Origin of the sequence: Mycobacterium sp., from assembly GCF_049647605.1 — a bacterium.
Taxonomy (GTDB): domain Bacteria; phylum Actinomycetota; class Actinomycetes; order Mycobacteriales; family Mycobacteriaceae; genus Mycobacterium.
In genome coordinates, this window is sequence record NZ_JBARXZ010000214.1 from 14,726 (window position 1) to 38,574 (window position 23,849).

Sequence of the window (23,849 nt, forward strand, 5' to 3'; positions counted from 1 at the left end):
CCATGACAGAGCAGACCGAGATCCAACCGTGGATCAAACGGTTCTCGGGCAGTGCCGCGGCGGGTAAGGCGGCGGTGGTGCTGTTCCCGCACGCCGGCGGCGCGGCGGCGGCCTACCGCGGATTGGCGACGGCAGTGAGCGCCGCCGGGCCCGACACCTACATCGTGCAGTACCCGCAGCGTGCCGACCGGCTGGCAGACCCGGCGCTGGACACCATCGAAGAGATGGCGGCCGAGCTGTTCGACGCTGCCGATTGGGCTCGGGTCGGGCCGCTGCGGCTGCTCGGCCACTGCATGGGTGCCATCGTGGCGTTCGAGTTCGCCCGCCTCGCGGAGAGCCGGGGCGTCGAAGTCGAGCAACTGTGGGCCTCGGCGGGGCAGGCGCCGTCGACCGTCGCCGGATCGCCCCGGGTCCCGACCGCCGATCACGAACTGCTGGCGGACATCGTCGATCTGGGTGGCACCGATCCTCGGCTGCTCGAGGACGAGGAATTTGTCCAACTGCTGCTTCCCGCCGTTCGGGCGGACTACCGGGCGTTCAATCGCTACCACTGCCCGGCGCACGTGCGCATCCGCGCCGACATCCACGCCATCGGCGGTACCACCGATCACCGCGTCGAGCCGGCTCTGCTGCAACGCTGGGAGCTGCACACCGACGCGGTGTTCACCTCGACATTCCTCGATGGGGGTCACTTCTACATCAACGACCACGTCGACGTCGTCGCCGAGCTGGTGAGTGCATGACGGACTCCGGGACACACCCCGATCCGGTGGTGATCGTCGGAATGGCGCTCGAGGCGCCCGGTGGCGTGGACTCCGCCGACACCTACTGGTCACTGCTGGCGGAGCAGCGTGAAGCACTGGGGCCGTTCCCGACCGACCGTGGCTGGCCGATTCGGGAGATCATCGACGGAGCCCAGCGCGACGGGTTCAAGCGAATCCACGATCTGGGCGGATTCCTCACCGGTGCAGCAGCATTCGATCCCGAGTTCTTCGGTATCTCGCCGCGCGAGGCGGTCGCCATGGATCCACAGCAGCGGGTGGCGCTGCGGATCGCGTGGCGCACCATCGAGAACGCCGGTATCAATCCCGACGACTTGGCCGGACACGACGTGGGCTGTTACATCGGTGCCTCGGTCACCGGTTTCGGCACCGATCTGGCCGAGTTCACCGATCACACCGGACACCTGATCACCGGTACCGCACTCGGGGTGATCTCCGGCCGGATCGCTTACACCTTGGATCTTGCGGGCCCGGCACTGACCATCGACTCATCCTGCGCCTCGGCGCTGGTGGCCTTGCACTCCGCGGTCACGGCGGTGCGTTCGGGTGACTGCGATCTGGCGCTGGCCGGGGGAGTCTGCGTGATGGGGTCTCCGGGCTTTTTTGTGGAGTTCGCCAAACAGCACGCGCTGTCCGACGACGGCCGCTGCCGCCCGTACAGCGCCCACGCCACCGGCACGGTATGGGCCGAAGGCGCCGCGATGTTCCTGCTACAGAAGCGCTCTCAGGCGGTGCGTGCCGGCCGGCGGATCCTCGCCGAGATCCGCTCCAGCTGCGTCAATCAGGACGGCCGCACCACCGGGCTCACTGCCCCCAGCGGGGCTGCGCAAGCCCGGCTGTTCCGGCGCGCCATCGACCAGTCCGGGGTGCGAGTCGGCGACGTCGGCATGGTCGAGGGCCACGGTACCGGCACCTCGCTGGGAGACCGCACCGAACTCAACTCGCTGGCCGAGACCTACGGTGCCGGAACGCCACGCGGTGGCCCACTGCTCGGTTCGGTGAAATCGAATGTCGGACACTCTCAAGCCGCGGCGGGTGCGCTGGGACTGGCGAAGGTGCTGGTTTCGGCGCAGCGGGCCACGATTCCGCCCACGCTGCACGTCGATGAGCCCAGTCGGGAGATCGATTGGGAAACACAGGGTCTGCGCCTTGCAGAGAAACTCACCCCGTGGGCCGCCGTCGACGGACACCGGATCGCCGCGGTATCCGCTTTCGGGATGAGCGGCACCAACGCACACGCAGTGGTGGCGATGCCTGAATGAGCCCACTCGTGTCGTTCCCCGACCAGCGGGTGCCGGTGGTGCTCTCCACGCACGCCGCCGAGCTGGTGGCCGCTGACGCCGCCGCGATCCTGCGGTACCTGACCGCGCACCCCGGCGTAGCCGTTGCCGACGTGGCGGCACATCTGTTGCGCACCAGACGGATCCGCCGCCACCGTGCCGTGGTGCGAGCCGCCGACCGCAGCGAGCTGATCACCGGATTGACCGCAGTGGCCGCCGGCGAGGACCATCCGCTGGTGGCGCGCTCGTCGGAGGCTGCCGCGCCGCGCCTGGCGTTTGTCCTTCCGGGACAGGGCAATCAATGGCCGGGCATGGGTGCCGACGCCTACCGCCGGCTTGCGGTGTACCGCGCTGAAGCCGACACGTTCGATGCGGCATTCCGGGCTGCCGGGGCGGTGTCGCCGCTGGGCTACCTGCTCGGCGACGCCGAGGCGGCACGGTACTCGCAGACCGAGATCCAGGGCGCTCAGTTTGTCCACGCGGTCTCGCTGGCGGCGGTGTGGCGGTCCTGCGGAGTGACACCCGATCTCACCGTCGGACACAGCCTGGGTGAGGTGGCCGCCGCGTATCTGGCCGGCGCCATCACCGGTTCGGTGGCGGCGGCGGTGGTGGTTGCCCGTGCCGGTGTGGTGGACGGGCTCTCCGGTCGATACGGCATGGCCGTGCTCGGTGTGGCCGCCGACGTGGCGCGTCAATCCATCGACAGTTCTTCCGGGTGGCTGGAGTTGTCGGTGGTCAACGCCGGATCGTCGGTTGTGGTCTCCGGTGATCGCGACGCCGTGACCGAGCTGGTGGCTGCCACCGAGGCGCGGGGCCAGTTCGCCCGGCACATCGACGTCGATTTCCCCGCGCACACCAGCGCGCTGGAACCACTGCGTAATGACCTGCTCCGCCGGCTGCCGGCTGCCCGATTCGCCGATACCGCAGCACAATTCATCGGCTCGGCGACGGGCACGGTGGTGCCTGCCGATACCGATTTTCTCGAGTACTGGTACGGCAACCTGCGCAACACGGTGCGCTTCGACCAGGCCATCCGGACGGCACTGCACTGCGGTGCGACGGCATTTGTCGAGCTGTCCGCGCACCCGGCGCTGCTGTTTGCGCTCGAGGATCTGCTCGAGCGCACCCCGGACGGCCCCGCGGTCCTGGTGGGCTCCGGCCACCGGGACCGGCCGCCGATCGATGAGCTCTCGGCCGCCATCGCCACTGCGGCGCTGGCGGACCCGGGCTTCCGCTGGACCGACCACCTCGACGCCACCGGCGCCACACTGCTGGACGGCTTCCCGAATGCGCCGATGCGAACGGATTTCTTCTGGGCCGCGCCGACACCGCTGCCGCCGGTGCCCGCGGTCACCGTCGCTGCCGAGAAGTGGAGCCGGGTGGGCTCACCGATACCAGCCGGGACCGCTCCGAAACGCGTCGCCATCATCGATCTCGGAGCCGGTGCGGAACTGGTCGCGGCGCTGCGTGCTGCAGTCGAGGCAAAACCGGACGTGGTCGCCGCTGACGCCGCAGAGGCCGTGGTGGTGCTGGCCCCGGCACTCGACGGCACCGACGCACCGGGTGCGGCGGCCGAACTGGCCGGACGGATCGACACCGGTCTGCTGGACTACGTGGAGTCACTCCCGCCGAACTGTCGTGAGGTATGGCTGGTGACGGCCGGCGCCGAGCAGGTCCGCATCGACGAGCCGGCGCCCAAACCCGCCCAGGCGGCGCTGGCCGCCATGCATCGCAGCCTCGGATTCGAATTCCCCGATCACACCTTCGGACACCTTGATCTCCCGTCCTGGGAGTCCGCCGAGGCGGCGCATGTTGTGGACGCGCTGCGCTCCGGTGGCGGTGCGCTGGCGGTGCGCGACGGGACACTGCTGCGGCGCGAACTGGACGAGAACCCGCCGGCGGCGCCGGCGGGGCAGCCGACGTCCGGGCAGCTCGACAATGTGGTCATCACCGGCGGCTCCGGAGCCATCGCGTTGCATTTTGCCCGCCACCTGATCGAACAGGGGGCCCGCCGCATCGTGCTGCTCAGCCGGAGCGGGCCGGCCGCACCGGGGGTTGTCGACATCGTCCGAGCCTGCCCGCCGGGAGTGGAAGTGCTTGCGCCGGTGTGTGATATCACCGACCGGGCCGCCGTGGCCGCCGCCGCGGCCGAGCATGGCGGGGCCGGTGCGTCACTGGTGATCCACGCGGCCGGCACGGCGCAGTTTGCCACCCGCGACCAGCTGACGGGTGCCGACCTCGAATCGATGTCGGCGGCCAAACTGACCGGACTCGCCCACCTGGCCGAGGAATGGCCACTTCGCGACGATGCCCGAATGGTGTTGTGCTCGTCGGTGATCGGCGTCTGGGGCGGCAAGGGCGCAGCCGGCTACGCGGCCGCCAACCGCATGCTCGATGTGATGGCGGCCCAGTTGCGAGCCCGGGGACGGCGCTGTGTCTCGGTGCGGTGGGGACTGTGGCACGGCAGTGACATCATCGATGCCTCGGAGATCTCCCGGGTACAACGGTCGGGGTTGCGGCCGATGGCTGAGTTGCCGGCTGTCCGCGCGGGCTTGCGTGATCACCTGGTGGATCCCTTGGTGTTGACCGCCGACCTGGATCGGCTGCGGGCGTTCTTCGGTAGCCAGGAGGCCCCGGAGTCGGTGCCGGCCGCCGAGACCGACGGCTCGGCCGGCGCGGCAGCGGCGGTTCAAGCCGAGCTGGTTGCCGTCCTGAACCTCACCGACCGGGCTCTCGACTCCACGGCAACGCTGTTCGATCTCGGAATGGACTCGCTGCTCGCCCTCGAGCTGCGTAAACGGATCAAGCGCGTCACCGGTGCCACACTGCCGTTGGCGACACTGCTCGGAGGGATCACGGTTCTCGAACTGATCGCGGCCTTCGAGCCCAAAGAAAGTGAACTGCTGCGTGACTGATATCCGCCTCGGCGCATCCACTCCGGATCAGCGGTTGACATTGCTGCGGCGCAAGGTCGCCGAACTCGGGCTGCAGGCCGAGCCCAGCGCTGCCGCGGTGACCGCCGGCTCGACCGGTCTGTCCGAGGGGCAGCTGCGGATGTGGTTTGTCCACGCCGCGGACCCCAGCGGTGCGCTGCTCAATGTGTGCCTGTCCTATCGGATCTCCGGTGACGTCGAGGTATCCCGGTTACAGGCCGCCGTCGATGCGGTTGCGCAGCGGCACAGCGTGTTACGCACCACCTACAGCCCCGACGTCAACGGCGAGCCACACGCTTCTGTGCATGCGGATCTGCGGCCGGGCTGGGCCCAGCACGACCTCTCCGAACTGTCCGAGCATGCGCGCAGGCTGCGGCTCGAGGTCCTGGCCCAGCGGGAGTTCGCGGCACCGTTCGACCTGAACACCGATTCGCCGCTGCGGATCACGGTGGTGCGCACCGCCGCTGACGAGCTGGTGATGTTGCTGGTGGCGCACCACATTGCCTGGGACGACGGCTCCTGGGAGGTGTTCTTCGCCGACCTCACCAGTGCCTATTGCGGTGCAGACCTCGGGGTCGAGCCCCCGGTCCTGGTCCGCGATGACAGCGCCGCCGCCGAGGCCGACGCCCGGTACTGGCGTGAGGTGATGGCGGATCTTCCCGAGCCACTGGAGCTGCCGGGCGCCACCGGCTCCGCGGTGCCGACCAGCTGGCGCTCGTCGCGCAGCGTGGTGCGACTCACCGGAGACACCGCGGCGAAGGTCGCCGAGCTGGCCCGCACCAGCGGAGCCACGCCGTACACGGTGCTGCTGTCGGCGTTCGGTGCGCTGATGCATCGCTACACCCATGCCGACGACTTCCTGGTGGTCACCCCGGTGCTCAACCGGGACGCGGCCACCGAACATGTCATCGGCTACTACGGCAACACGGTGGCGATGCGCCTGCGACCGGCCGCGTCGATGACGTTCCGGGAACTGCTGTCCCGGACCGGCGAGACGGCGCTGGGCGCGTTTGCGCATCAGCGTGTCGGGCTGGACCGCATGGTGCGTGAACTCAACCCCGACCGCCGGCACGGCGCGGAACGGATGACGCGGGTCAGCTTCGGTTTCCGTGGCCCCGACCGCTTCGGATTCACCCCGCCAGGGGTGCGCTGCGAACGGGCCGAACTGCGTGCCCATCTCACCCAGCTGCCACTGGGTTTCATGGTCGAGTTCGACAGCACCAACATCACTGTCGAGGTCGAGCACCTGGTCGAGATCATCGATTCCGCGTTGGCCAAGCAGATGCTCGACCACTTCGCCGTCCTGCTGGAGGGAGTGCTGGCAGCACCGGACACCCAGCTGTCACGGGTGACGTATCTGGCGCCCGGCGAGGCGGCCTGGCTGCGGGAGGTCTCCTACGGTGAGGAGTTCTCCACGCCGGCCCGCACCTTGGCCGAGCTGGTGGAGGCGCAAGTCGCCCGCACCCCGGACAACGTGGCGATGGTCTACGAGGGCCGTCACTACAGCTTCAGCGAGCTCAACGCGGCCGCCAACCGGGTGGCGCACTGGCTGATCGAGCGGGGGATCGGCGCCGAGGATCGGGTGGCGGTACTGCTCGACAAGTCACCGGAACTGGTGATCACCGCCCTGGGAGTGGCCAAATCCGGTGCGGTGTACCTGCCGGTGGACCCCACGTACCCCGAGGATCGGCTGTCGTTCATTCTCGGTGACTGCGATGCCAAAATCGTGCTGCGCGAGGCGCTGTCAGATCTGGATGCCTACCGCACCGACAATCCGACCGACGTCGACCGGGTGCGCCCGGTGGGCCCGGACAACACCGCCTACCTGATCTACACCTCTGGATCCACAGGTCTGCCCAAGGGGGTGCCGGTACCGCACCGGCCCATCGCGGAGTACTTCGTGTGGTTCCAGGGCGAGTACCACGCCGGCGAGAACGACCGGTTGTTGCAGGTGGCCTCACCCAGCTTCGACGTGTCGATCGCCGAGGTGTTCGGCACCCTGGCGATGGGCTCGCGCCTGGTGATCCACAAGCCCGACGGCTTGCGCGACATCGGCTACCTCACCGATCTGCTGCGCAACGAAGGCATCACTGCAATGCACTTCGTGCCGTCGCTGCTCGGGCTGTTCCTGTCGCTTCCCGGTGTCAACGAATGGCGCACCCTGCAACGGGTTCCGATCGGCGGCGAGCCGCTCCCCGGTGAAGTGGCCGACAAGTTCCACGCCACCTTCGATGCCTTGCTGCACAACTTCTACGGACCCACCGAAACCGTGGTGAATGCCAGCCGTTTCAAGGTCGAAGGCAAACAGGGCACCCGGATCGTGCCGATCGGCAGACCCAAGATCAACACTGCGCTCCACATCCTCGACGATGCGCTGCAGCCGGTCCCGGTGGGAGTGATCGGCGAGATCTACATCGGTGGAACCCATGTCGCGCACGGCTATCACCGGCGCCCCGGGTTGACGGCGGAGCGATTCATCGCCGACCCGTTCACCCCGGGCGCCCGGATGTACCGGTCCGGGGACCTGGCACGCCGAAATGCCGACGGCGATATCGAGTTTGTCGGTCGCGCCGACGAACAGGTCAAGATCCGCGGGTTCCGCATCGAACTCGGTGACGTCGCCGCGGCGATCTCCGTCGAACCCACCGTCGGGCAGGCCGTTGTTGTTGTCAGCGACCTGCCGCAGCTCGGTAAGAGCCTGGTCGGCTATCTGACCCCGGCCGGCGGTCAGCATCCGGATTCGGTTGACGTCGACCGGATCCGGGCCCGGGTGTCCGCTGCGCTACCGGAGTACATGGTGCCCGCCGGATACGTTGTGCTCGACGAGATCCCGATCACCGCACACGGCAAGATCGACCGCCGGGCACTACCGGAACCCGAGATACTGCCTGCCACCGAGTTCCGGGAACCGGCCACCGACACCGAACGTCGACTTGCCCGGTTGTTCGGGGAACTGCTGGGCAGCGACCGGGTCGGTGCCGACGATTCCTTCTTCGATCTCGGCGGACATTCGTTGCTGGCCACCAAACTGGTCGCCGCGGTGCGCAGCCAGTTCCGGGTGGAGGTGGGTGTCCGCGAGATCTTCGAACTGGCCACCGTGTCCGCCCTGGCGGAGCACATCGATATCGCGGTTGCCGGTGGATCGACCTCCGGCAGGCCCAGACTCGTCGCCACCCCGCACGAGGGGCCGACCGCCTTGTCGGCCTCCCAGCTGCGCAGCTGGTTCGGCTACCAGCTCGAGGGCCCCAGCCCGATCAACAACATCCCATTTGCCGCTGAACTCGTCGGCCCGGTCGATGCGGACGCATTGGTGGCGGCCATCGGCGACGTGGTGAACCGGCACGAGATTCTGCGCACCACCTACCGCGAGATCGACGGTGTGCCCTACCAGATCATCGCAGCACATGCCGAGATCGAGGTCCGCCGGGCAACGGGTCCCGATGCGTCCTGGGTGAGCGACGAACTGGACCGGGAACGCAAACAGATCATCGATCTGGAAACAGATCTGCCGCTGCGGGCGGCAGTACTGACCATCCCGGGTAAACAGGTGCTCTCCCTGGTGATGCACCATATCGCCGGCGATCACTGGTCGGCTTCGGTGCTGTTCACCGATCTGCTGACCGCCTACCGGGCCCGCCGGGCCGGTGCATCTCCGGTGTGGGCTCCGCTACCGGTGCAGTACGCCGATTACGGTGCGTGGCAGGCAGAGTTGTTCGGAGACGACGCTGAGGTGTTGGCTCCACAGCGGGAGTACTGGACCGCGCAGCTCGCGGGGCTGCCCGAGGAAACCGGTTTGCACCACGACTTCAAGCGCCCGGCAGTGCCCAGTGGGGCCGGGGACTCGGTGGAGATCAACATCGCCGGTGCCACCAGGGAAAAGCTCACGGCGGTGAGCCGAGAGCTCGGCGTCACCGAGTTCATGGTGTTGCAGGCCGCCGTTGCGGTGGTGCTGTACAAGGCAGGTGGAGGGCGCGACATCGCGATCGGCACGCCGGTCGCCGGTCGCACCGAACCCGAACTGGACCAGCTGATCGGCTTCTTCGTCAACTTCGTGGTGATGCGCAACGACCTTGGCGGCAACCCCACCGTGCGTGAAGTGCTGACCAGGGCCCGGGAGATGGCGCTGGCCGCGTACGCGCATCAGGATCTGCCGTTCGATCATGTGGTGGACGCGGTACGCCCGTCGCGATCGCTGGCGCGAAACCCGGTGTTCCAGGTGGTGGTGCACGTACGTGAGCAGCTACCCGAAGGTCGGGTGATCGACAGCGGAGATGACGGCGACACCACCTTCACCGCGCTGGAGCCACCGTTTGATCTCACCCAGGCCGACCTGTCGCTGAATTTCTACGCCACCCCCGGTTCCACCACCGAGGGTTATGCCGGCCACATCATCTACCGGCCCGAGTTGTATAGGCGCGACACGGTGCAACGGCTGGCAGGCTGGCTGGGCCAGGTGCTCGACGCCTTTGCCGACCACCCCGACCGCACTCTGGCCGACATCGAGCTCACCAGCGCCGACGAGAAGCGCCGCATCGTCGACGAGTTCAGCGAGGGTACCGTGTACGTGCTCGACGATGATCTGAAGCCGGCACCGGTGGGCGCCGTCGGCGACATCTACGTCGGTGGTCCGCTGGGACGGGCGCAGCTGAGTTCGGAGCAGGCAGCCCTGCGTTTGATTGCCAATCCGTTTGACGAACAGCACAACTCGCAGCTCTACCGCACCGGTGACCGCGGCCGATGGACGCCAGAGGGCCGATTGGAGCTCGTCGGCAACCTCGGCGTCCCGGTTGACGAAGCTGCCGCGCCACCGACCGTCGCCCCCGAGCCACCGCGCACCGACACCGAACGTGCGCTCGCCGAGCTACTCGGGGAACTCCTGGACATCGACCACGACATCAGCCGCCACGACGATTTCTTCACCCTCGGTGGCGACAGTATCCGCGCGGTGCAGATGGCCTCCCGCGCCAGGGAAACCGGAATGACCCTGACCGCCAGGATGGTTTTCGAACACCCGGTGCTCGCCGACCTGGCCACGGCCGTCGACGAGGGTGCCGCTGCCGCAGCAGAGCCCGAGGACCTGCACCACGCGCCGATGAGTACTTCCGGCTTGTCGGCCGACGAGCTGGCCGAGCTCACCTCGTCTTGGTCGGGGCAGTGACCATCTCTGACTCCGGCCGCGGTTCCATCGAAGACGTGATGGCTCTGAGCCCTCTGCAACTGGGGCTCTACTCGTTGGCGGCGTTGAGCGCGGACGGCACCGACCCGTACACCATCACGATGTCTGCGCATATCACCGGCGCTCTCGATGTTCGGTTACTCCGAGACTGCACCGAGGCGATGCTGGTGCGTCACCCGAACCTGCGGGTGAGCTTCTTCCACGGCAACCTGTCCCGGCCCGTCCAGGTGGTGCCGGCGCACGTCGAGTTGCGGTGGCAACAGGTCACGGCACAAGCCGACGAGGTCGAGGCACTGGAGTCGGCGGAGCGGGTGCGGCCGTTCACGCTGGCGGCCGGTCCGCTGATCCGGTTCTTGCTGATCGAGGTACCGAACTCCCATTGGCGAATGGTGGTCACCGCCCACCACATCGTCATCGACGGGTGGTCGCTGCCACTGTTCATCGGTGAACTGATCACGCTGTACCGCGGTCACGGCGATATCGGGATGTTGCCGCCGGCACCGCGCCCGTACCGGGACTACATCGGTTGGCTGGCCGCCCGGGATCCCGAGGCCGGCCGGGCGCTGTGGCGGCAGCATCTCGGGGGAATCGACGGGCCGACACTGCTGAGCCCGGCGCTGACCACCACCGAACCGCAGCACGGTCGGCCCGACCACACCGAGATCAGGCTCGGAAGGGAAGCCACCTCGACGCTGGCGGAAGCCGCCCGGGCGTGCGGTGTCACCGTCAACACCGTCATCCAGATGGCTTGGGCGACAGTTCTGTCCGGGATGACCGACCGCGGCGACGTCACCTTCGGGGTGACCGTTTCCGGGCGGCCGGCCGAACTCGCCGGAGTCGAGGCGATGGTGGGCCTGTTCATCAACACGGTGCCGCTGCGGGTCCGCCTGGATCCGGCCGCTCCCGTCGGCACCCAGATGCTGGCCCTGCAGGGCGAAGCCGCAGCCCTGCGGGACCACAGCTACTTCGGGCACTCCGAGCTGCGGGCGCTCGCCGATGTCGGCGAGCTCTTCGACACACTGTTGGTGTACGAGAACTTTCCGCCCGGCGGTATCGTCGGCGCCGGCGAATTCACCGCAAACGGAGCCACTTTCCGGCCGGCGGCGATGGAGAGCCTGTCACACTTCCCGGTCACGATCGCCGCCCACCTGACCGACGGCGACCTGACCGTTTTTGTCGAGGTGCTCGAGGGGGCGCTCGGGCCGATGCGCCCCGAGGACCTGGGCCGGCGGCTGCTCACCACAGCGCAGCGACTCGTCACCGGCTGGGACCGGCCGCTGCGTGACATCAGCATCCTCACCGCGAGCGACACACCACCGGTGTGTGTCCCGGAACTGCCGGAACCAACCGGCGGTGTTCACACCCGGTTCGTCGAAATTGTGTCCAGGCAACCAGATTCGACCGCCCTCACCTGGCGGGACGGGGCCATGACCTACCGCGGGCTGAACACCGCGGCGGACCGGGTGGCTGCGGCACTGACCGCCCGCGGGGTGCGCCCCGAGACCCCGGTGGCGATCACCCTGCCTCGCGGCCCCGAATACGTGGTGGCGATGTTCGCCGTGCTCAAAGCCGGGGCGGTGATCGTCCCGCTGGACCCCGCCATGCCCGGTGAACGCATCGCCGACATTCTGGGACAGGTCGCACCTGCCGTTGTCATCGACGCCTCCACATACGGTGAACTGGCCGACTCGGCAGCCGAGTTCATGCCCCCTGCCGTCACCCCGGATCAGGCCGCCTACGTGGTGTTCACCTCGGGCACCACGGGCCGCCCCAAAGGGGTCATCGGTACCCACCGGGCGGTGCTGGCCTATGCCGCCGACCACGCCCAGCACGTGTTGGCTCCGGCGGCCGCACGATTGGGCCGGTCGCTGCGGATTGCGCATGCCTGGTCCTTCACCTTCGACGCGGCTTGGCAGCCGCTGGCCGCGCTGCTCGACGGGCACACCGTGCACATCGTCGGTGACGAGTCGCAGCGCGACGCCGAAGCGCTGGTCGAGATCATCAACAGGTTCGGTCTCGACATGATCGACACCACACCGTCGATGTTCGAGCAGCTCAAGAGCTTCGGGTTGCTGACGGAGGTTCCGTTGGCGGTGCTGGCGCTCGGCGGTGAGGCCGTGGGAATCCCGGCATGGCGGCAGATCCGCGACGAATGTCGTCGCACCGGCATGACGGCGTTCAACTGTTACGGGCCCACCGAGACGACGGTCGAAGCCGTGGTCGCCGCGATCGATCAGCATCCGGCCCCGTCGATCGGAGGTCCGACCGCCGCCACCGTCGTACACGTTCTGGATTCCTGGCTGCGCCCGGTGCCCGACGGAGTGGCCGGTGAGCTGTATCTGTCCGGGGATCAGCTGGCACGCGGCTATCTGGGACGCCCGGGTGACACCGCGAGCCGGTTCGTCGCCGACCCCGTGCTGCCCGGCCGGCGGATGTACCGCACCGGGGATGTGGTGCGCCGTGGACCCGATGGCGGACTGCTGTTCCTGGGGCGCTCCGACGATCAGGTGAAGATCCGCGGCTTCCGGGTCGAACCCGGTGAGATCGCCGCGGTGCTGCTCCAGCATCCCGGGGTGCGCCATGCCCACATCGTGGTCCGCCGCCACAGCAGCGGGCACCGGCTGACCGCCTATGTGGTGGCACCCGACGGTTCGGTGCCTGACCTGCGGTCCCGGCTGCTCGCCCGGCTGCCGCGGTACATGGTTCCCCAACACATCGTGCGCATCGATGAGCTCCCGCTGACCGGCAACGGCAAAATCGACGAATCTGCCTTGCCTGCAGTTGATCTCGGTGGGTCGTCGTCCAGTGAACCGGAGACCGACACCGAGTCGGCGCTGGCGGCGCTGCTCGCCGAGGTGTTGGAGACCCCGCGGGTGGATGTCACCACCGAATTCTTGGACATGGGCCTGGACAGTATTGCGGCGCTGTCGTTGGTGCAGGCAGCTCGTGGCCGGGGGATCGAGCTGCGGGCCCGGTTGATGCTGGAATGCACCAACATCCGTGAGCTGGCCGCGGCGATCGACGGCGGATCGGGAACGTTGCACCCGGCCGTCGTCGACGACAACCGCTTCGGTGAGGTGGTCCCGGCACCCGTCGTGTCCTGGATGCTCGAGGCGGGTGGGTTCCGGCGGTTCACCCAGAACCTGTTGGTCGCGTTGCCCGCCGGGCTGCCCGCCGACCGATTGGAGCAGGTGCTGCAGGCACTGCTCGACCGCCACGACATGCTGCGGTCGGTGCTGCAGGCCGACGGTGACGGGTATCGGCTGGTCACCCGAGCACCCGGGGCAGTCAAGGCCGATGAGGTGCTGCAGCACCTCGGGGTACCGGCATCGGAGGCGCTGGCGGACCATGCCGTCGCCGCACTGGACCGGATCGACCCCGGCGCTGGGCGCATGGTGTCGGCGGTGAGTTTTGCCGGCCCACATCCCAGTCTGTTGCTGTGTGTGCACCATCTGGCCACCGACGTGGTGTCCTGGTATGTGATCCTGGCCGATCTGGCGCAACTGGCCACTCAGTTGGACACCGCTGAGACACCCGCGTTGGAGGCTGAGTACACCACCTATCGGGAGTTCGGCCGGTTACTGGCCGAACGCAGCACCACCGAGGAGGTGGCTTCCCAACAGCAGTACTGGCTCGACGTGCTGACGGGGCCGGACCCGCAACTGGGCAGCCGGCCGGCCGACCCGGACCGCGACACCTGGGCCTCGCTGCGTCAGCACAATGTGCTGACCGAGGTGGCCGAAACCCGTTCGCTGCTGGACAAACTCGACAAAGCGGGTATCGAAGTCCGCGATTTCCTGTTGGCCGCCCTGACGGTGACTCTGACAACGTGGCGGGCCACCCGCGGTCAACCCGCCGACGGCGGTACCCTCGTCGCCCTGGAAGGGCACGGGCGTGAGGACCCCCTCATCGGTGGGCCGCACGACAATGTCGACACCTCGGCGACAGTCGGATGGTTCACCTCCGTGTTCCCGGTACGGCTGGGCATCGATCATCGGTTCGACATCGAGGCCGTCCGCGGCAACCCTTCCCGGGCACACACCCTGATCTCGTCGGTGTCCGAGACGGTCGCCGCGGTGCCCAACCGCGGTCTGGATTACGGGTTGCTGCGCCATCAGCGCCGTGAACCGGCACTGCTCGCCGCGCCGCAGCCGCAGGTCGAGTTCAACTACATGGGCCGTCTCGATCTGAGCGCCCATGGAGCGGGCCAGCCGGGCGCACCATGGTCGCTGATCACGGATCCGGCTCTGAATCAACAACTCCCCACCTCGTCGGAACCTGATCTGCCGCTTCGGTACACCTTCGACATCATCGCCGTGGTGACACCCACCGACGCGGGTCCGCACCTACTGACCAGCTGGCGGTGGAGCGATCAGCTGTCTTCCGAAGCCGACATCGACCAGCTGTCCGTTCTGTGGCAGAAGGCCATCACAACCCTCGGAGATGCACTGTGACGGGCACACTCGCCATCATCGGCGCCGGAGTCAAGGCAGTCGCGGTGGCCGCCAAGGCGGCCGAACTGCGTGCAATGGGTATCGATGCCCCCGACGTGGTGGCCGTGGAGCGCACCGCCGTCGCCGCGAACTGGCAGGCCAGCGGCGGCTGGACCGACGGTGAGCACCGGCTGGGCACCAGCCCGGAGAAAGACGTCGGCTTTCCGTACCGTTCGGCACTGGTGCCGCGGCGTAACGCTGAACTCGACAAACGGATGATCCGGCACAGCTGGCAGTCCTACCTGATCGACACCGGTGGCTTTGCCGAGTGGATCGACCGCGGCCGACCGGCACCGACACACCGGAGGTGGAGCCAGTACCTGCGTTGGGTGGCCGACGCGGTCGGGATGACCGTCGTCCACGGGCAGGTGGAGTCGCTGGCGGTGCGTGACACCCCGGCCGGGCGGCGGTGGGCGCTGCACACCCGGGAGACCACCGTGCATGCGGATGCGGTGATGGTGACCGGCCCCGGACAGGCCGAGAAGTCGGTGCTGCCCGGGAACCCCCGGGTGATGTCGATCGCACAGTTCTGGCATCGCGCCGCCGAACACGATCGGATCACCGCGGAGCGGGTGGCAGTCATCGGTGGCGGCGAGACTGCGGCGTCGATGCTCAATGAGCTTTTCCGGCACCGGGTTTCGTCGGTCACGGTGATCTCCCCGCAAGTCACGCTGTTCACCCGCGGCGAGAGTTACTTCGAGAACGCGCTGTTCTCCAATCCGACCGGCTGGACGCAGCTGACGCTGGAGGAGCGGCGCGATGCGATGGCCCGGACCGATCGTGGGGTCTTCTCGGCGCGCGTGCAGGATGCACTGCTGGCCGATGACCGGATTCGGCACCTGCGCGGCCGCGTCGCCCATGCAGTGGGTCGGGATGGTCAGATCAGGCTCACGCTGTCGAGTAACCGGGGCGGTGAGCATGTCGAGACCGTGCACGGATTCGACCTGGTGATCGACGGTTCGGGAGCCGACGCGCTGTGGTTCACCGAGCTGTTCAGCCAGGAGACTCTGGACCTGCTGGAGCTGGGGCTGGGTGGTCCGTTGACCGGCGAGCGTCTCCAGGAGTCCATCGGCTACGACCTCAGTGTGGCCGACGTGGCCCCGAAACTGTTCCTACCCAACCTGTCCGGGCTCACCCAGGGGCCGGGATTCCCGAATCTGAGCTGCCTCGGCCTGTTGTCCGACCGAATTCTCGGTGCGGATCTGGGGTTCGAGTCCGACCGCAACGCCACGAGGAGCGCCCATGAGCACCAACCCCTTCGATGACGACAACGGCACGTTCTACGTGCTGACCAACCACGAGGAGCAGCACAGCTTGTGGCCGGTATTCGCCGATGTCCCGCCCGGCTGGAAGGTGGTGTTCGGTCAGGCCGGCCGGCTGGACTGCCTGGCCTATATCGAGACGAACTGGACTGACATGCGCCCCAAGACCCTTCGTGAGTCGCTGTCGGGCTGACAGCGCCGACGGCCAATACGGAAAGGCCGGGTTGCCCTTTGGGGGCAGCCCGGCCTTTCCTGCGGTGAGGTACTGGTCAGCCGGCCGAGATGGTGTGTAGGCGGTGACGGGCCAATTGGTTGAGTCGTGCGGTGGCGGCTTCGTAATCGGCCGCCAGCGGCAGTTCGCTGTCCGGATCGCAGATGGACAGCAGCCGGTGCACCGGCGGGCTGCCGAGCACCATCCAATCCACATCGCTGCGGCTGCAGTGCACGCTGATGAAGTACAGCGCGGTGAAACCCTGGCTGCCGAAGAAGTCGACTGCCCGCAGGTCGAGGATCATCTGTTTGGACGTGCCGGTGTGGCGCTCGGCGTAGCTGCCGAGGGCTCGCCCGTTGAATGCGTCGATGTCACCGGCCACGGTGATCTCGGTGCGCAGTGCATTTCGGCGGTGGACCCCGAATGTTGCTCGGCCGTGATGAACCGACTCGACTGCCGACGCGGGGTCTGGTCGGTACAGCCGTATGGTGCCCGGACTGGGCATTGCGCCCCCTACTGATTGACTATTCTCGAGCAAATATGCGGCGTCACCACTGCATCTGGCCGCTGCAAGTTGGATAACAGGCTGTTGCGCTGAACCTGAGGATCTAAGGCTACTGCGGATTCCGCACTTGGTACAAGTTGTCCGTCAAACCCTCATAAAGTCCATGTAAACCGCGTATATCGGATGTAGACGTGATCTGGCGGCGCGACTTCAGTGGCAATTCGTGTTCGATACGACTGATTTCGTAGCGTTTCGCCTTAATTTCCGGTGCTCGAGGGGACGGCCGAACGGAATCACGGGTGAACCGAGCAGGAGAACTAAACTGCCGGTGTGCGCGCGCTGACCATGGACGACCCGGTGCTTGCTGTCCGACCGGACCTGGCCGGTGCCGGTGAGCTGCCGGCGCACATGCGAATCGGGTATTGGCTGGAACGTCTGATCGTCTCGCGGATATTGCTGCCCGGCGACAAGCTGCCGTCCGAGCTGGAGATCGCGCACGCGCTCGGAGTCAGTCGGATGACGCTGCGCCAGGCGCTGAGCTCGATCGAGGCCAAGGGACTCATCGACCGCCGGCGCGGCCGGTTCGGCGGCAACTTCGTCGCCACACCCCGATTCGAATTCGACCACGCCGGGTTGCCGGGCTTCACCGAGCAGATGCGCCGGATCCAGGTCGAGGCCGGTGCGCACGTGTTGCGCGCAACCACCCGGCGGGCTGCCGCGGATGTTCGTCAGCGGCTGGGGCTCAAGCGTGGAGCTCAGGTGCACGAGGTACTGCGCGCCCGCTCTGCCAATGGTGAGCCGATTGTGCTGGAAGAGACCTACTTTCCCGCAGCGGTGTTCCCGGGGCTGCTCTCGGCGACGCTCACCGGATCGCTGTATGCCCTGATGCGGGAGTACGGTTCGCCGCCGTACTCTGCCGACGAGCACATCGAGGCGACCCAGGCGGGGGAGCGGCACGCCGAAATACTGCAGGTCGAACCCGGCTTCCCGCTGTTGTTGATCACCCGCACGTCATTCACCGAAAGTGGTGTGCCGGTAGAGTTTTCACGTGACTACCATCGCTCCGACCGGAGCCGGATCCGGATCAAGTCCCGTGTGGACATCGACTCCGAAAGTCGTGTCGACACCTATCCTGCAAGCTCCTGACGCCGGCGCGCCGATGAGATGTGGCCGACCTCGGCGGCCCGCGTCAACCACCGTGCACCCTCCTGGTCAATGGTCTAGTCTTTTGGTTCATGGCGTTTCCGGAGCGAAGCGAGATCGTCATCATCGGTGGCGGGGTTGTCGGTGTCAGCGTCGCCTATCACTTGGCCCGCCGCGGCAAGACCGACGTCACCCTTCTCGAACGTCGTAACCTGACCGAGGGAAGTACTTGGCACGCTGCCGGTCTCGTCGGTCAGCTGCGCACCAGCTCGAGCCTGACCCGGCTGATGCAGAAGAGTGTCCAGACGTACCGGACGCTGGAGAACGTCACCGGATACGCCACCGGGTGGCACGCTGTCGGCGGACTGCGGGTGGCGTCGAGCCCACAACGCTGGGAGGAACTGCAGCGGGTCTACACCCAAGGCAAGAGCTTCGGATTCGACATCCACCTCGTGGACGCTGCCGAGGCCAAGCGGATCTTCCCGCTGCTCGACACCGATGGAGTCCATGGCGCCACCTGGACGCCGACCGATGGCTATGTCGATCCCAGTCAGTTGACGTTCTCGTTTGCCGCCGGCGCCAGGGCCGCCGGTGTCCGGATTGTGCAGCAGTGCCGTGTCGATGGCATCGAAAGCCGGGGCAGGCGCATCACTGCGGTGCTGACCGAGCGCGGTCGTCTCGAGTGCGATGTTGTCGTCAACGCCACCGGGATGTGGGGTGCGGAAACCGCGGGACTGGCTGGGGTGAATGTCGCCGTCAATGCCGTCGAGCACCAGTACGTCGTCACCGAGCAGGTTGCCGACTTGCCTGCCGACCTGCCCACATTCCGTGATCCCGACGCCCGCTTCTATCTGAAACCCGAAGCCGGAGCGCTGGTGGTCGGCGGCTGGGAGCAGGGCACCAAGGCGTGCTGGCGGACGATTCCGCGTGATCTCGGACCGGAACTGTTCGCGCCCGATCAGGACCGTTTCGAGGTCCTGGCCGAAGGGGCGGCAAACCGGATATCGGCGTTCGGGGACATGGGAATTCGGACCTGGGTCAACGGTCCGATCCCGTTCTCGCCGGATGCCGAACCGTTGATGGGCCTGACCGAGGACATCGACAACCTGTTCCACTGTTGCGGCTTCTCGGCGGGCATCGCCGCGGCCGGCGGCGCCGGAGATGCGATGGCAAACTGGATCGTCGACGGCGACCCGGGATTGGATCTGTGGCCCTTCGACGTACGCCGGTTCGGCACGCCGCACAATGTGCCCGCCGTGCTGGACCTGGCTGCCGTACAGGCCTACGGGCACTACTACGCGATCAACTTCCCCAATCGGCCTGCCAACCCACCGCGCGGCCAGCGTCGCAGCGCGGTCCACGACCGGCTCCGCGGTCGGGGCGCCGTTTTCGGGGCGAGGTTCGGCTACGAACGCCCGATGTGGTTCCAACCGGGAACTGTTGATCCCGAAGAGGTTCCGACCTTCGGTCGTAGCAACGCCTGGGAGTTTGTCGCCGCCGAACATCGGGCGGTTCGCAGCGGCGTCGGCATCGTCGATCAGAGCTCGTTCTCCAAATTCGAGATCAGCGGACCGGGCGTGCTGGGCCTTCTGCAGCGGATTGCCGGCGCTGATATGGACACTGCCGTCGGCAAGGTCACCTATACCCAACTGCTCAATGCGCGGGGCGGGATCGAGGCCGATGTCACGATCACCCGGCTCGCGCCCGAGCGGTTCTACCTGGTCACCGGAAGCGGATTCGGGCGCCACGACATCACTTTCCTCTTGCAGCACGCACCCACGGACGGTTCTGTGGTGGTCGGCGACGTCACCTCCGCCTACGGGGTGCTCAATGTGTGCGGGCCACGCGCCCGCGATGTGGTGGCCGCGCTCAGTGCCGACGACTTCTCTGCCGCGGGTTTCCCGTACCTGACCGCCAGGCAGACCAGCCTCGGGTGGGCGCCGGTGCTGGCGTTGCGCACCACCTATGTCGGAGAACTGGGCTGGGAATTCCACGTGGCAAGCGAGTACGTCGCCGACCTCTACGACAAGCTGGTGGAGTCCGGCACGCCGTACGGTATCCGCGACGTCGGCTACCGGGCGGTGGAATCGTTGCGGCTGGAGAAGCAGTACCTGGCCTGGGCCACGGATCTGCGTTCGGACAACAATCCGTTCGAGGTCGGACTCGGCGCCCGGGTGCGGCCGGCCAAACCCGGCCTGCTGGCCGGTCCGGCGCTGCAGGCGATCGCGGAGTCCGGCCCGCGGCAGTCTCTGAACTGGTTTCGCACCGACGCGGATGTGGTGATGCACGGCGGTGAGATGCTGGTCCACAAGCCGACCGGTATGGGCGTCGGCGTCCGCAGCGCCGGCTACGGCCACACCATCGCAACCACCACGTTCTCGGCGTACCTCCCGGCCGGCCTGGACCACTCGGACGGCGATTTCGAGGTCGAGGTGATGAACGCCCGGTACCCGGCCGAGATACTCAGCGGGCCGCTGTATGACCCCACCGGCGAGCGGGTTCGGAGCTAACAAGACAGTTACATGAATGTCTAGACCTTTGATATCCGCCGGGTTTACAGTCAGTTGGATCATCCGGGTGGCTGCGAGGAAGTCCGTATGTCATTTCTGTCCACTGACGTCGAGATCAACGCGCTACTCGACCAGATCCCGATACTCGCCGGGCCCCGTCAGGTCGAAGAACTCTCCGGCGGCCTCACCAACCGGAACTTCAAGGTCACCAACGCGGCGGGCGCATTCGTCGCCCGCTGCACTGATACCAGCTGCAACCTCCTGGGTATCGACCGCGAAGCCGAGTACGTCAACACCCGCGCTGCCGAGCGAGCCGGGGTGGGTGCGCCGGTGATCGACTACCGACCCGAACTGGGGGTGCTGCTGCTCGGTTTCCTCGACGGTGCAACGCTGGCCAACGCCGACTTCCAACGCCCGGACGTGCTGGCCATGGCGGCAGCAAGTTGCCGGGCGCTGCACGCCGGCCCGCGGTTCCAGGGCGACTTCGACATGTTCGAACGTCAGCCGAGCTACTTGAAGACGGTGCAGGACAACGGCTTCAAGATGCCAGCCGACTACCTTCGCCATGCCGACAAGTTCGCCGAGATCAAGTCCGCGCTGCGCGCCACCGACCGGACCGCCGTGCCCTGCAACAACGATCTGCTGGCCGCCAACTTCGTCGAGGACGGCAACAAACTGTGGATCATCGACTACGAGTACTCCGGCAACAACGATCCCTGCTTCGAATTGGGGAACATCTGGAGCGAATGTGGGCTCAGCCTCGATCAACTCGAGGAACTGGTGACGGCGTACTACGGCCGCCGGCTGCGGCACAAGATCGCCCGCGCCCGGCTGCAGGGGATCGTCGCCAAGTACGGGTGGACGCTGTGGGGATGTATTCAACACAGCTCGTGCGCCATCGATTACGACTTCTGGGGCTGGGCTCTCGAACGGTACGAACCGGCCGTCGAGGAGTTCAACGGCCCTGATTTCAACCGGCTGCTTTCCGACGTGACCGCATCAGATTGACCGACAGTGAAGGAACCATGACCAGCAAGCAGCTTCCCGATCGGGCCCGTGTTGTCATCGTTGGTGGAGGTGTGATCGGAACCAGCGTCGCCTACCACCTGACCAAGCTGGGGATCACCGATGTGGTGCTGCTCGAACAGGGGCAACTGTCGTCCGGGACCACCTGGCACGCAGCGGGTCTGGTCGGTCAATTGCGAGCATCGGAGAGCGCCACCCGAATTGTGCAGTACTCCACCCAGCTGTACGCCGAGCTCGAGACCGAGGTCGGGTTGTCGGCCGGATACAAGCAGTGTGGGGGAGTGACGGTCGCGCGCACCGAGGACCGGATGATCCAGCTGCGCCGCACGGTGGCCAACGCCGCTGCCTATGGGATGGAATGTGAACTGCTGACGCCGGAGCAGGCGTTGGAGCACTACCCGGTGATGCGGGTCGACGATCTGGTGGGGGCGATCTGGCTGCCCGGAGACGGCAAAGCCAACCCCACCGACCTGACGTTTGCACTGGCCAAGGGGGCACGCATGCGCGGCACCCGGGTGTTCGAGAAGACCCGGGTGCTCGATGTTCTCACCGCGGGCGCCCGGGTGGCGGGGGTCCGCACAGATGCCGGTGACATCGAAGCCGAGATCGTGGTCAACTGTGCGGGACAGTGGGCCAAACACCTCGCGGCGATGGCCGGAGTGAACGTCCCATTGCATTCGGCCGAGCACTTCTACGTGGTCAGCGAGGTGATACCCGGGGTGCACCCGGATCTGCCCATCCTGCGAGACCCGGACGGCTACACCTATTTCAAGGAAGAGGTCGGCGGTCTGGTGATCGGCGGCTTCGAGCCGGAAGCCAAGCCGTGGGTGTCCCCGGACAAGATTCCCTACCCCTTCGAATTCCAGCTGCTGGAAGAAGATTGGGATCATTTCGAGATCCTGATGAACAACGCGCTGCTGCGGATACCCGCGTTGGAGGTCACCGGGATCAAGAAGTTCTACAACGGTCCCGAGAGCTTCACCCCCGACAACCAGTTCATCCTCGGGGAGGCGCCCGAGTGCAAAAACTTCTTTGTCGGCGCCGGCTTCAACTCCGTCGGGATCGCCACTGCGGGCGGCGCCGGCCGGGCACTGGCGGAATGGATCGCCGAGGGTGCGCCCACCGGCGATATGACGGGAGTCGACATCCGCCGGTTCGCCCCGTTCAACGGCAACAACCGCTGGCTCCATGACCGGGTCGCCGAAATCCTCGGGCTGCATTACGAAGTGCCATGGCCCAACCGGGAGATGACCACCGCGCGGCCGTTTCGCCGGTCACCGGTGCATCATCTGCTGGCCGAGGCCCGCGCCAACTTCGGCAGCAAGATGGGATGGGAGCGGGCGAACTTCTTTGCCCCGTCGGGAAGCCGGCCGACAATCGACTACACCTGGGGGAAACCGAACTGGTTGGACTGGTCGGCCGGCGAGCAGACCAACACGAGAACCAACGTCACAGTGTTCGACCAGACGTCGTTCTCGAAATACCTGATGGTGGGCTCCGATGCCGAAGCGGCGCTGCAGTGGTTGTGTACCGCCGACGTCGGTGTCGACATCGGGCGGGCGGTCTACACCGGCATGCTCAACAGCCGCGGCACGTATGAGTCCGATGTCACCGTCACCCGCACCGGCGCCGACGAGTTCCTGATCGTTTCCAGCGCGGCGACCACCGAGCGGGACAAGGACCACATCCGTTCGCAGATCCGTGAGCACTGGCGGGCCGGCGCCAACGCGACGCTCGTCGACGTCACCTCCGCCTATGCGGTGTTCGGGGTGATGGGCCCACGTGCGCGAGATCTCCTGAGTGGTTTGACCGATGCCGATCTCTGCGATGCGGAGTTCCCGTTCGGGACCAGCCGGGAGATCTCGTTGGGATACGCGACGGTGCGGGCCACCCGGATCACCTATGTCGGCGAATTGGGTTGGGAGCTCTATGTTCCCACGGAGTTTGCCGTCGGCGTGTACGAGGATCTGTGGTCGGCGGGTCAGCAGTTCGGGATCGGTCGCGGCGGGTACTACGCCATCGATTCCCTGCGACTGGAGAAGGGCTACCGGGCCTTCGGCCGTGAGCTCACCCCGAGTGAGAATCCCGTCGAGGCGGGTCTGCTGTTCGCCTGCAAGCTCGGTACCGATATCGATTTCCTCGGCCGGGTCGCCGTGGAGAAGGTCAGATCCGTTGGGGTGCGGAAGAAACTGGTCGGTTTCCGGGTCGACGATCCTGACGCCATGTTGTGGGGCGGCGAGCTGATCCTGCGCGACGGTGTGGTCGCCGGCCAGGTGACCTCGGCGGCGTGGGGGCAGACCTCCGGGGCCTGCGTCGGGTTGGCGTATCTGCGTGCCGGGGGCGCGGTGATCAGCGCCGGCTGGATCGACGACGGCAGCTACCAGGTCAACGTCGGCGGCACGCTGTACCCGATCTCGGTGTCACGCCGGCCGTTGTACGACCCGACCAACGCCCGCATCCGCTGACCCCAATCTCCGCGACCGCGCGTGTCGGTACGCCGGCGCGCGGCGTGTCGCGTACAAATGCGT

The 23,849-nt window shown here is 67.0% G+C and carries 12 protein-coding genes; 11 read left to right on the forward strand and 1 reads right to left on the reverse strand.

From position 1 onward, the window contains the following. Positions 1–2: 2 nt before the first annotated feature. The 7 genes from WBB07_RS26475 to WBB07_RS26505 are packed head-to-tail and all read left to right on the forward strand — an operon-like array spanning position 3 to position 16,119. Positions 3–743 (forward strand): thioesterase II family protein, encoded by a 741-nt coding sequence (locus WBB07_RS26475; RefSeq protein WP_526312199.1) that lies wholly within the window; start codon positions 3–5, stop codon positions 741–743. After that, complete coding sequence (locus WBB07_RS26480; protein ID WP_526312201.1) at positions 740–2,044, forward strand: beta-ketoacyl [acyl carrier protein] synthase domain-containing protein; 1,305 nt, start codon at positions 740–742, stop codon at positions 2,042–2,044. The genes WBB07_RS26475 and WBB07_RS26480 overlap by 4 nt, the downstream gene beginning before the upstream one ends. After that, positions 2,041–4,977 (forward strand): mycobactin polyketide synthase MbtD, encoded by a 2,937-nt coding sequence (gene mbtD / locus WBB07_RS26485; RefSeq protein WP_526312203.1) that lies wholly within the window; start codon positions 2,041–2,043, stop codon positions 4,975–4,977. Before WBB07_RS26480 ends, mbtD begins: the two co-directional genes overlap by 4 nt. Continuing rightward, positions 4,970–10,153 (forward strand): amino acid adenylation domain-containing protein, encoded by a 5,184-nt coding sequence (locus WBB07_RS26490; protein ID WP_526312205.1) that lies wholly within the window; start codon positions 4,970–4,972, stop codon positions 10,151–10,153. Before mbtD ends, WBB07_RS26490 begins: the two co-directional genes overlap by 8 nt. Before the next feature lie 38 nt (positions 10,154–10,191). After that, positions 10,192–14,625, forward strand: a complete 4,434-nt coding sequence (locus WBB07_RS26495) for an amino acid adenylation domain-containing protein (RefSeq protein WP_526312255.1) — start codon at positions 10,192–10,194, stop codon at positions 14,623–14,625. After that, positions 14,622–15,929: an NADPH-dependent L-lysine N(6)-monooxygenase MbtG gene (gene mbtG / locus WBB07_RS26500; RefSeq protein WP_526312207.1), complete on the forward strand. Its 1,308-nt coding sequence runs from the start codon at positions 14,622–14,624 to the stop codon at positions 15,927–15,929. The genes WBB07_RS26495 and mbtG overlap by 4 nt, the downstream gene beginning before the upstream one ends. Further along, positions 15,907–16,119 (forward strand): MbtH family protein, encoded by a 213-nt coding sequence (locus tag WBB07_RS26505; protein WP_526312209.1) that lies wholly within the window; start codon positions 15,907–15,909, stop codon positions 16,117–16,119. The genes mbtG and WBB07_RS26505 overlap by 23 nt, the downstream gene beginning before the upstream one ends. A gap of 76 nt (positions 16,120–16,195) precedes the next feature. Here the strand turns inward: WBB07_RS26505 and WBB07_RS26510 are convergent, their stop codons facing one another. Beyond that, the gene (locus tag WBB07_RS26510) at positions 16,196–16,642 is read right to left on the reverse strand and encodes an STAS domain-containing protein (RefSeq protein WP_526312211.1); all 447 of its coding nucleotides are present in this window, start codon (positions 16,640–16,642) and stop codon (positions 16,196–16,198) included. A gap of 330 nt (positions 16,643–16,972) precedes the next feature. Between WBB07_RS26510 and WBB07_RS26515 the strand changes: the two genes are divergently transcribed. From WBB07_RS26515 to WBB07_RS26530, 4 genes are all read left to right on the forward strand, one after another. After that, positions 16,973–17,788, forward strand: coding sequence for a GntR family transcriptional regulator (locus tag WBB07_RS26515; protein WP_526312213.1), 816 nt, complete (start codon positions 16,973–16,975; stop codon positions 17,786–17,788). A gap of 89 nt (positions 17,789–17,877) precedes the next feature. After that, complete coding sequence (locus WBB07_RS26520; RefSeq protein ID WP_526312215.1) at positions 17,878–20,295, forward strand: FAD-dependent oxidoreductase; 2,418 nt, start codon at positions 17,878–17,880, stop codon at positions 20,293–20,295. Positions 20,296–20,382: 87 nt separating this feature from the next. Next, positions 20,383–21,303, forward strand: coding sequence for a choline/ethanolamine kinase family protein (locus tag WBB07_RS26525; protein WP_526312217.1), 921 nt, complete (start codon positions 20,383–20,385; stop codon positions 21,301–21,303). 17 nt (positions 21,304–21,320) lie between these two features. Continuing rightward, a complete protein-coding gene (locus tag WBB07_RS26530) occupies positions 21,321–23,786 on the forward strand; it encodes an FAD-dependent oxidoreductase (RefSeq protein WP_526312219.1) in 2,466 nt (821 codons plus the stop codon). Positions 23,787–23,849 lie beyond the last annotated feature (63 nt).

Coding starts and splice junctions, on each gene's coding strand:
- WBB07_RS26530 (WP_526312219.1), top strand. CDS start 21,321: ATGACCAGCAAGCAGCTTCCCGATCGGGCCCGTGTTGTCATCGTTGGT.
- WBB07_RS26495 (WP_526312255.1), top strand. CDS start 10,192: ATGGCTCTGAGCCCTCTGCAACTGGGGCTCTACTCGTTGGCGGCGTTG.
- WBB07_RS26475 (WP_526312199.1), top strand. CDS start 3: ATGACAGAGCAGACCGAGATCCAACCGTGGATCAAACGGTTCTCGGGC.
- mbtD (WP_526312203.1), top strand. CDS start 2,041: ATGAGCCCACTCGTGTCGTTCCCCGACCAGCGGGTGCCGGTGGTGCTC.
- WBB07_RS26525 (WP_526312217.1), top strand. CDS start 20,383: ATGTCATTTCTGTCCACTGACGTCGAGATCAACGCGCTACTCGACCAG.
- WBB07_RS26480 (WP_526312201.1), top strand. CDS start 740: ATGACGGACTCCGGGACACACCCCGATCCGGTGGTGATCGTCGGAATG.
- WBB07_RS26520 (WP_526312215.1), top strand. CDS start 17,878: ATGGCGTTTCCGGAGCGAAGCGAGATCGTCATCATCGGTGGCGGGGTT.
- WBB07_RS26505 (WP_526312209.1), top strand. CDS start 15,907: ATGAGCACCAACCCCTTCGATGACGACAACGGCACGTTCTACGTGCTG.
- WBB07_RS26510 (WP_526312211.1), bottom strand. CDS start 16,642: ATGCCCAGTCCGGGCACCATACGGCTGTACCGACCAGACCCCGCGTCG.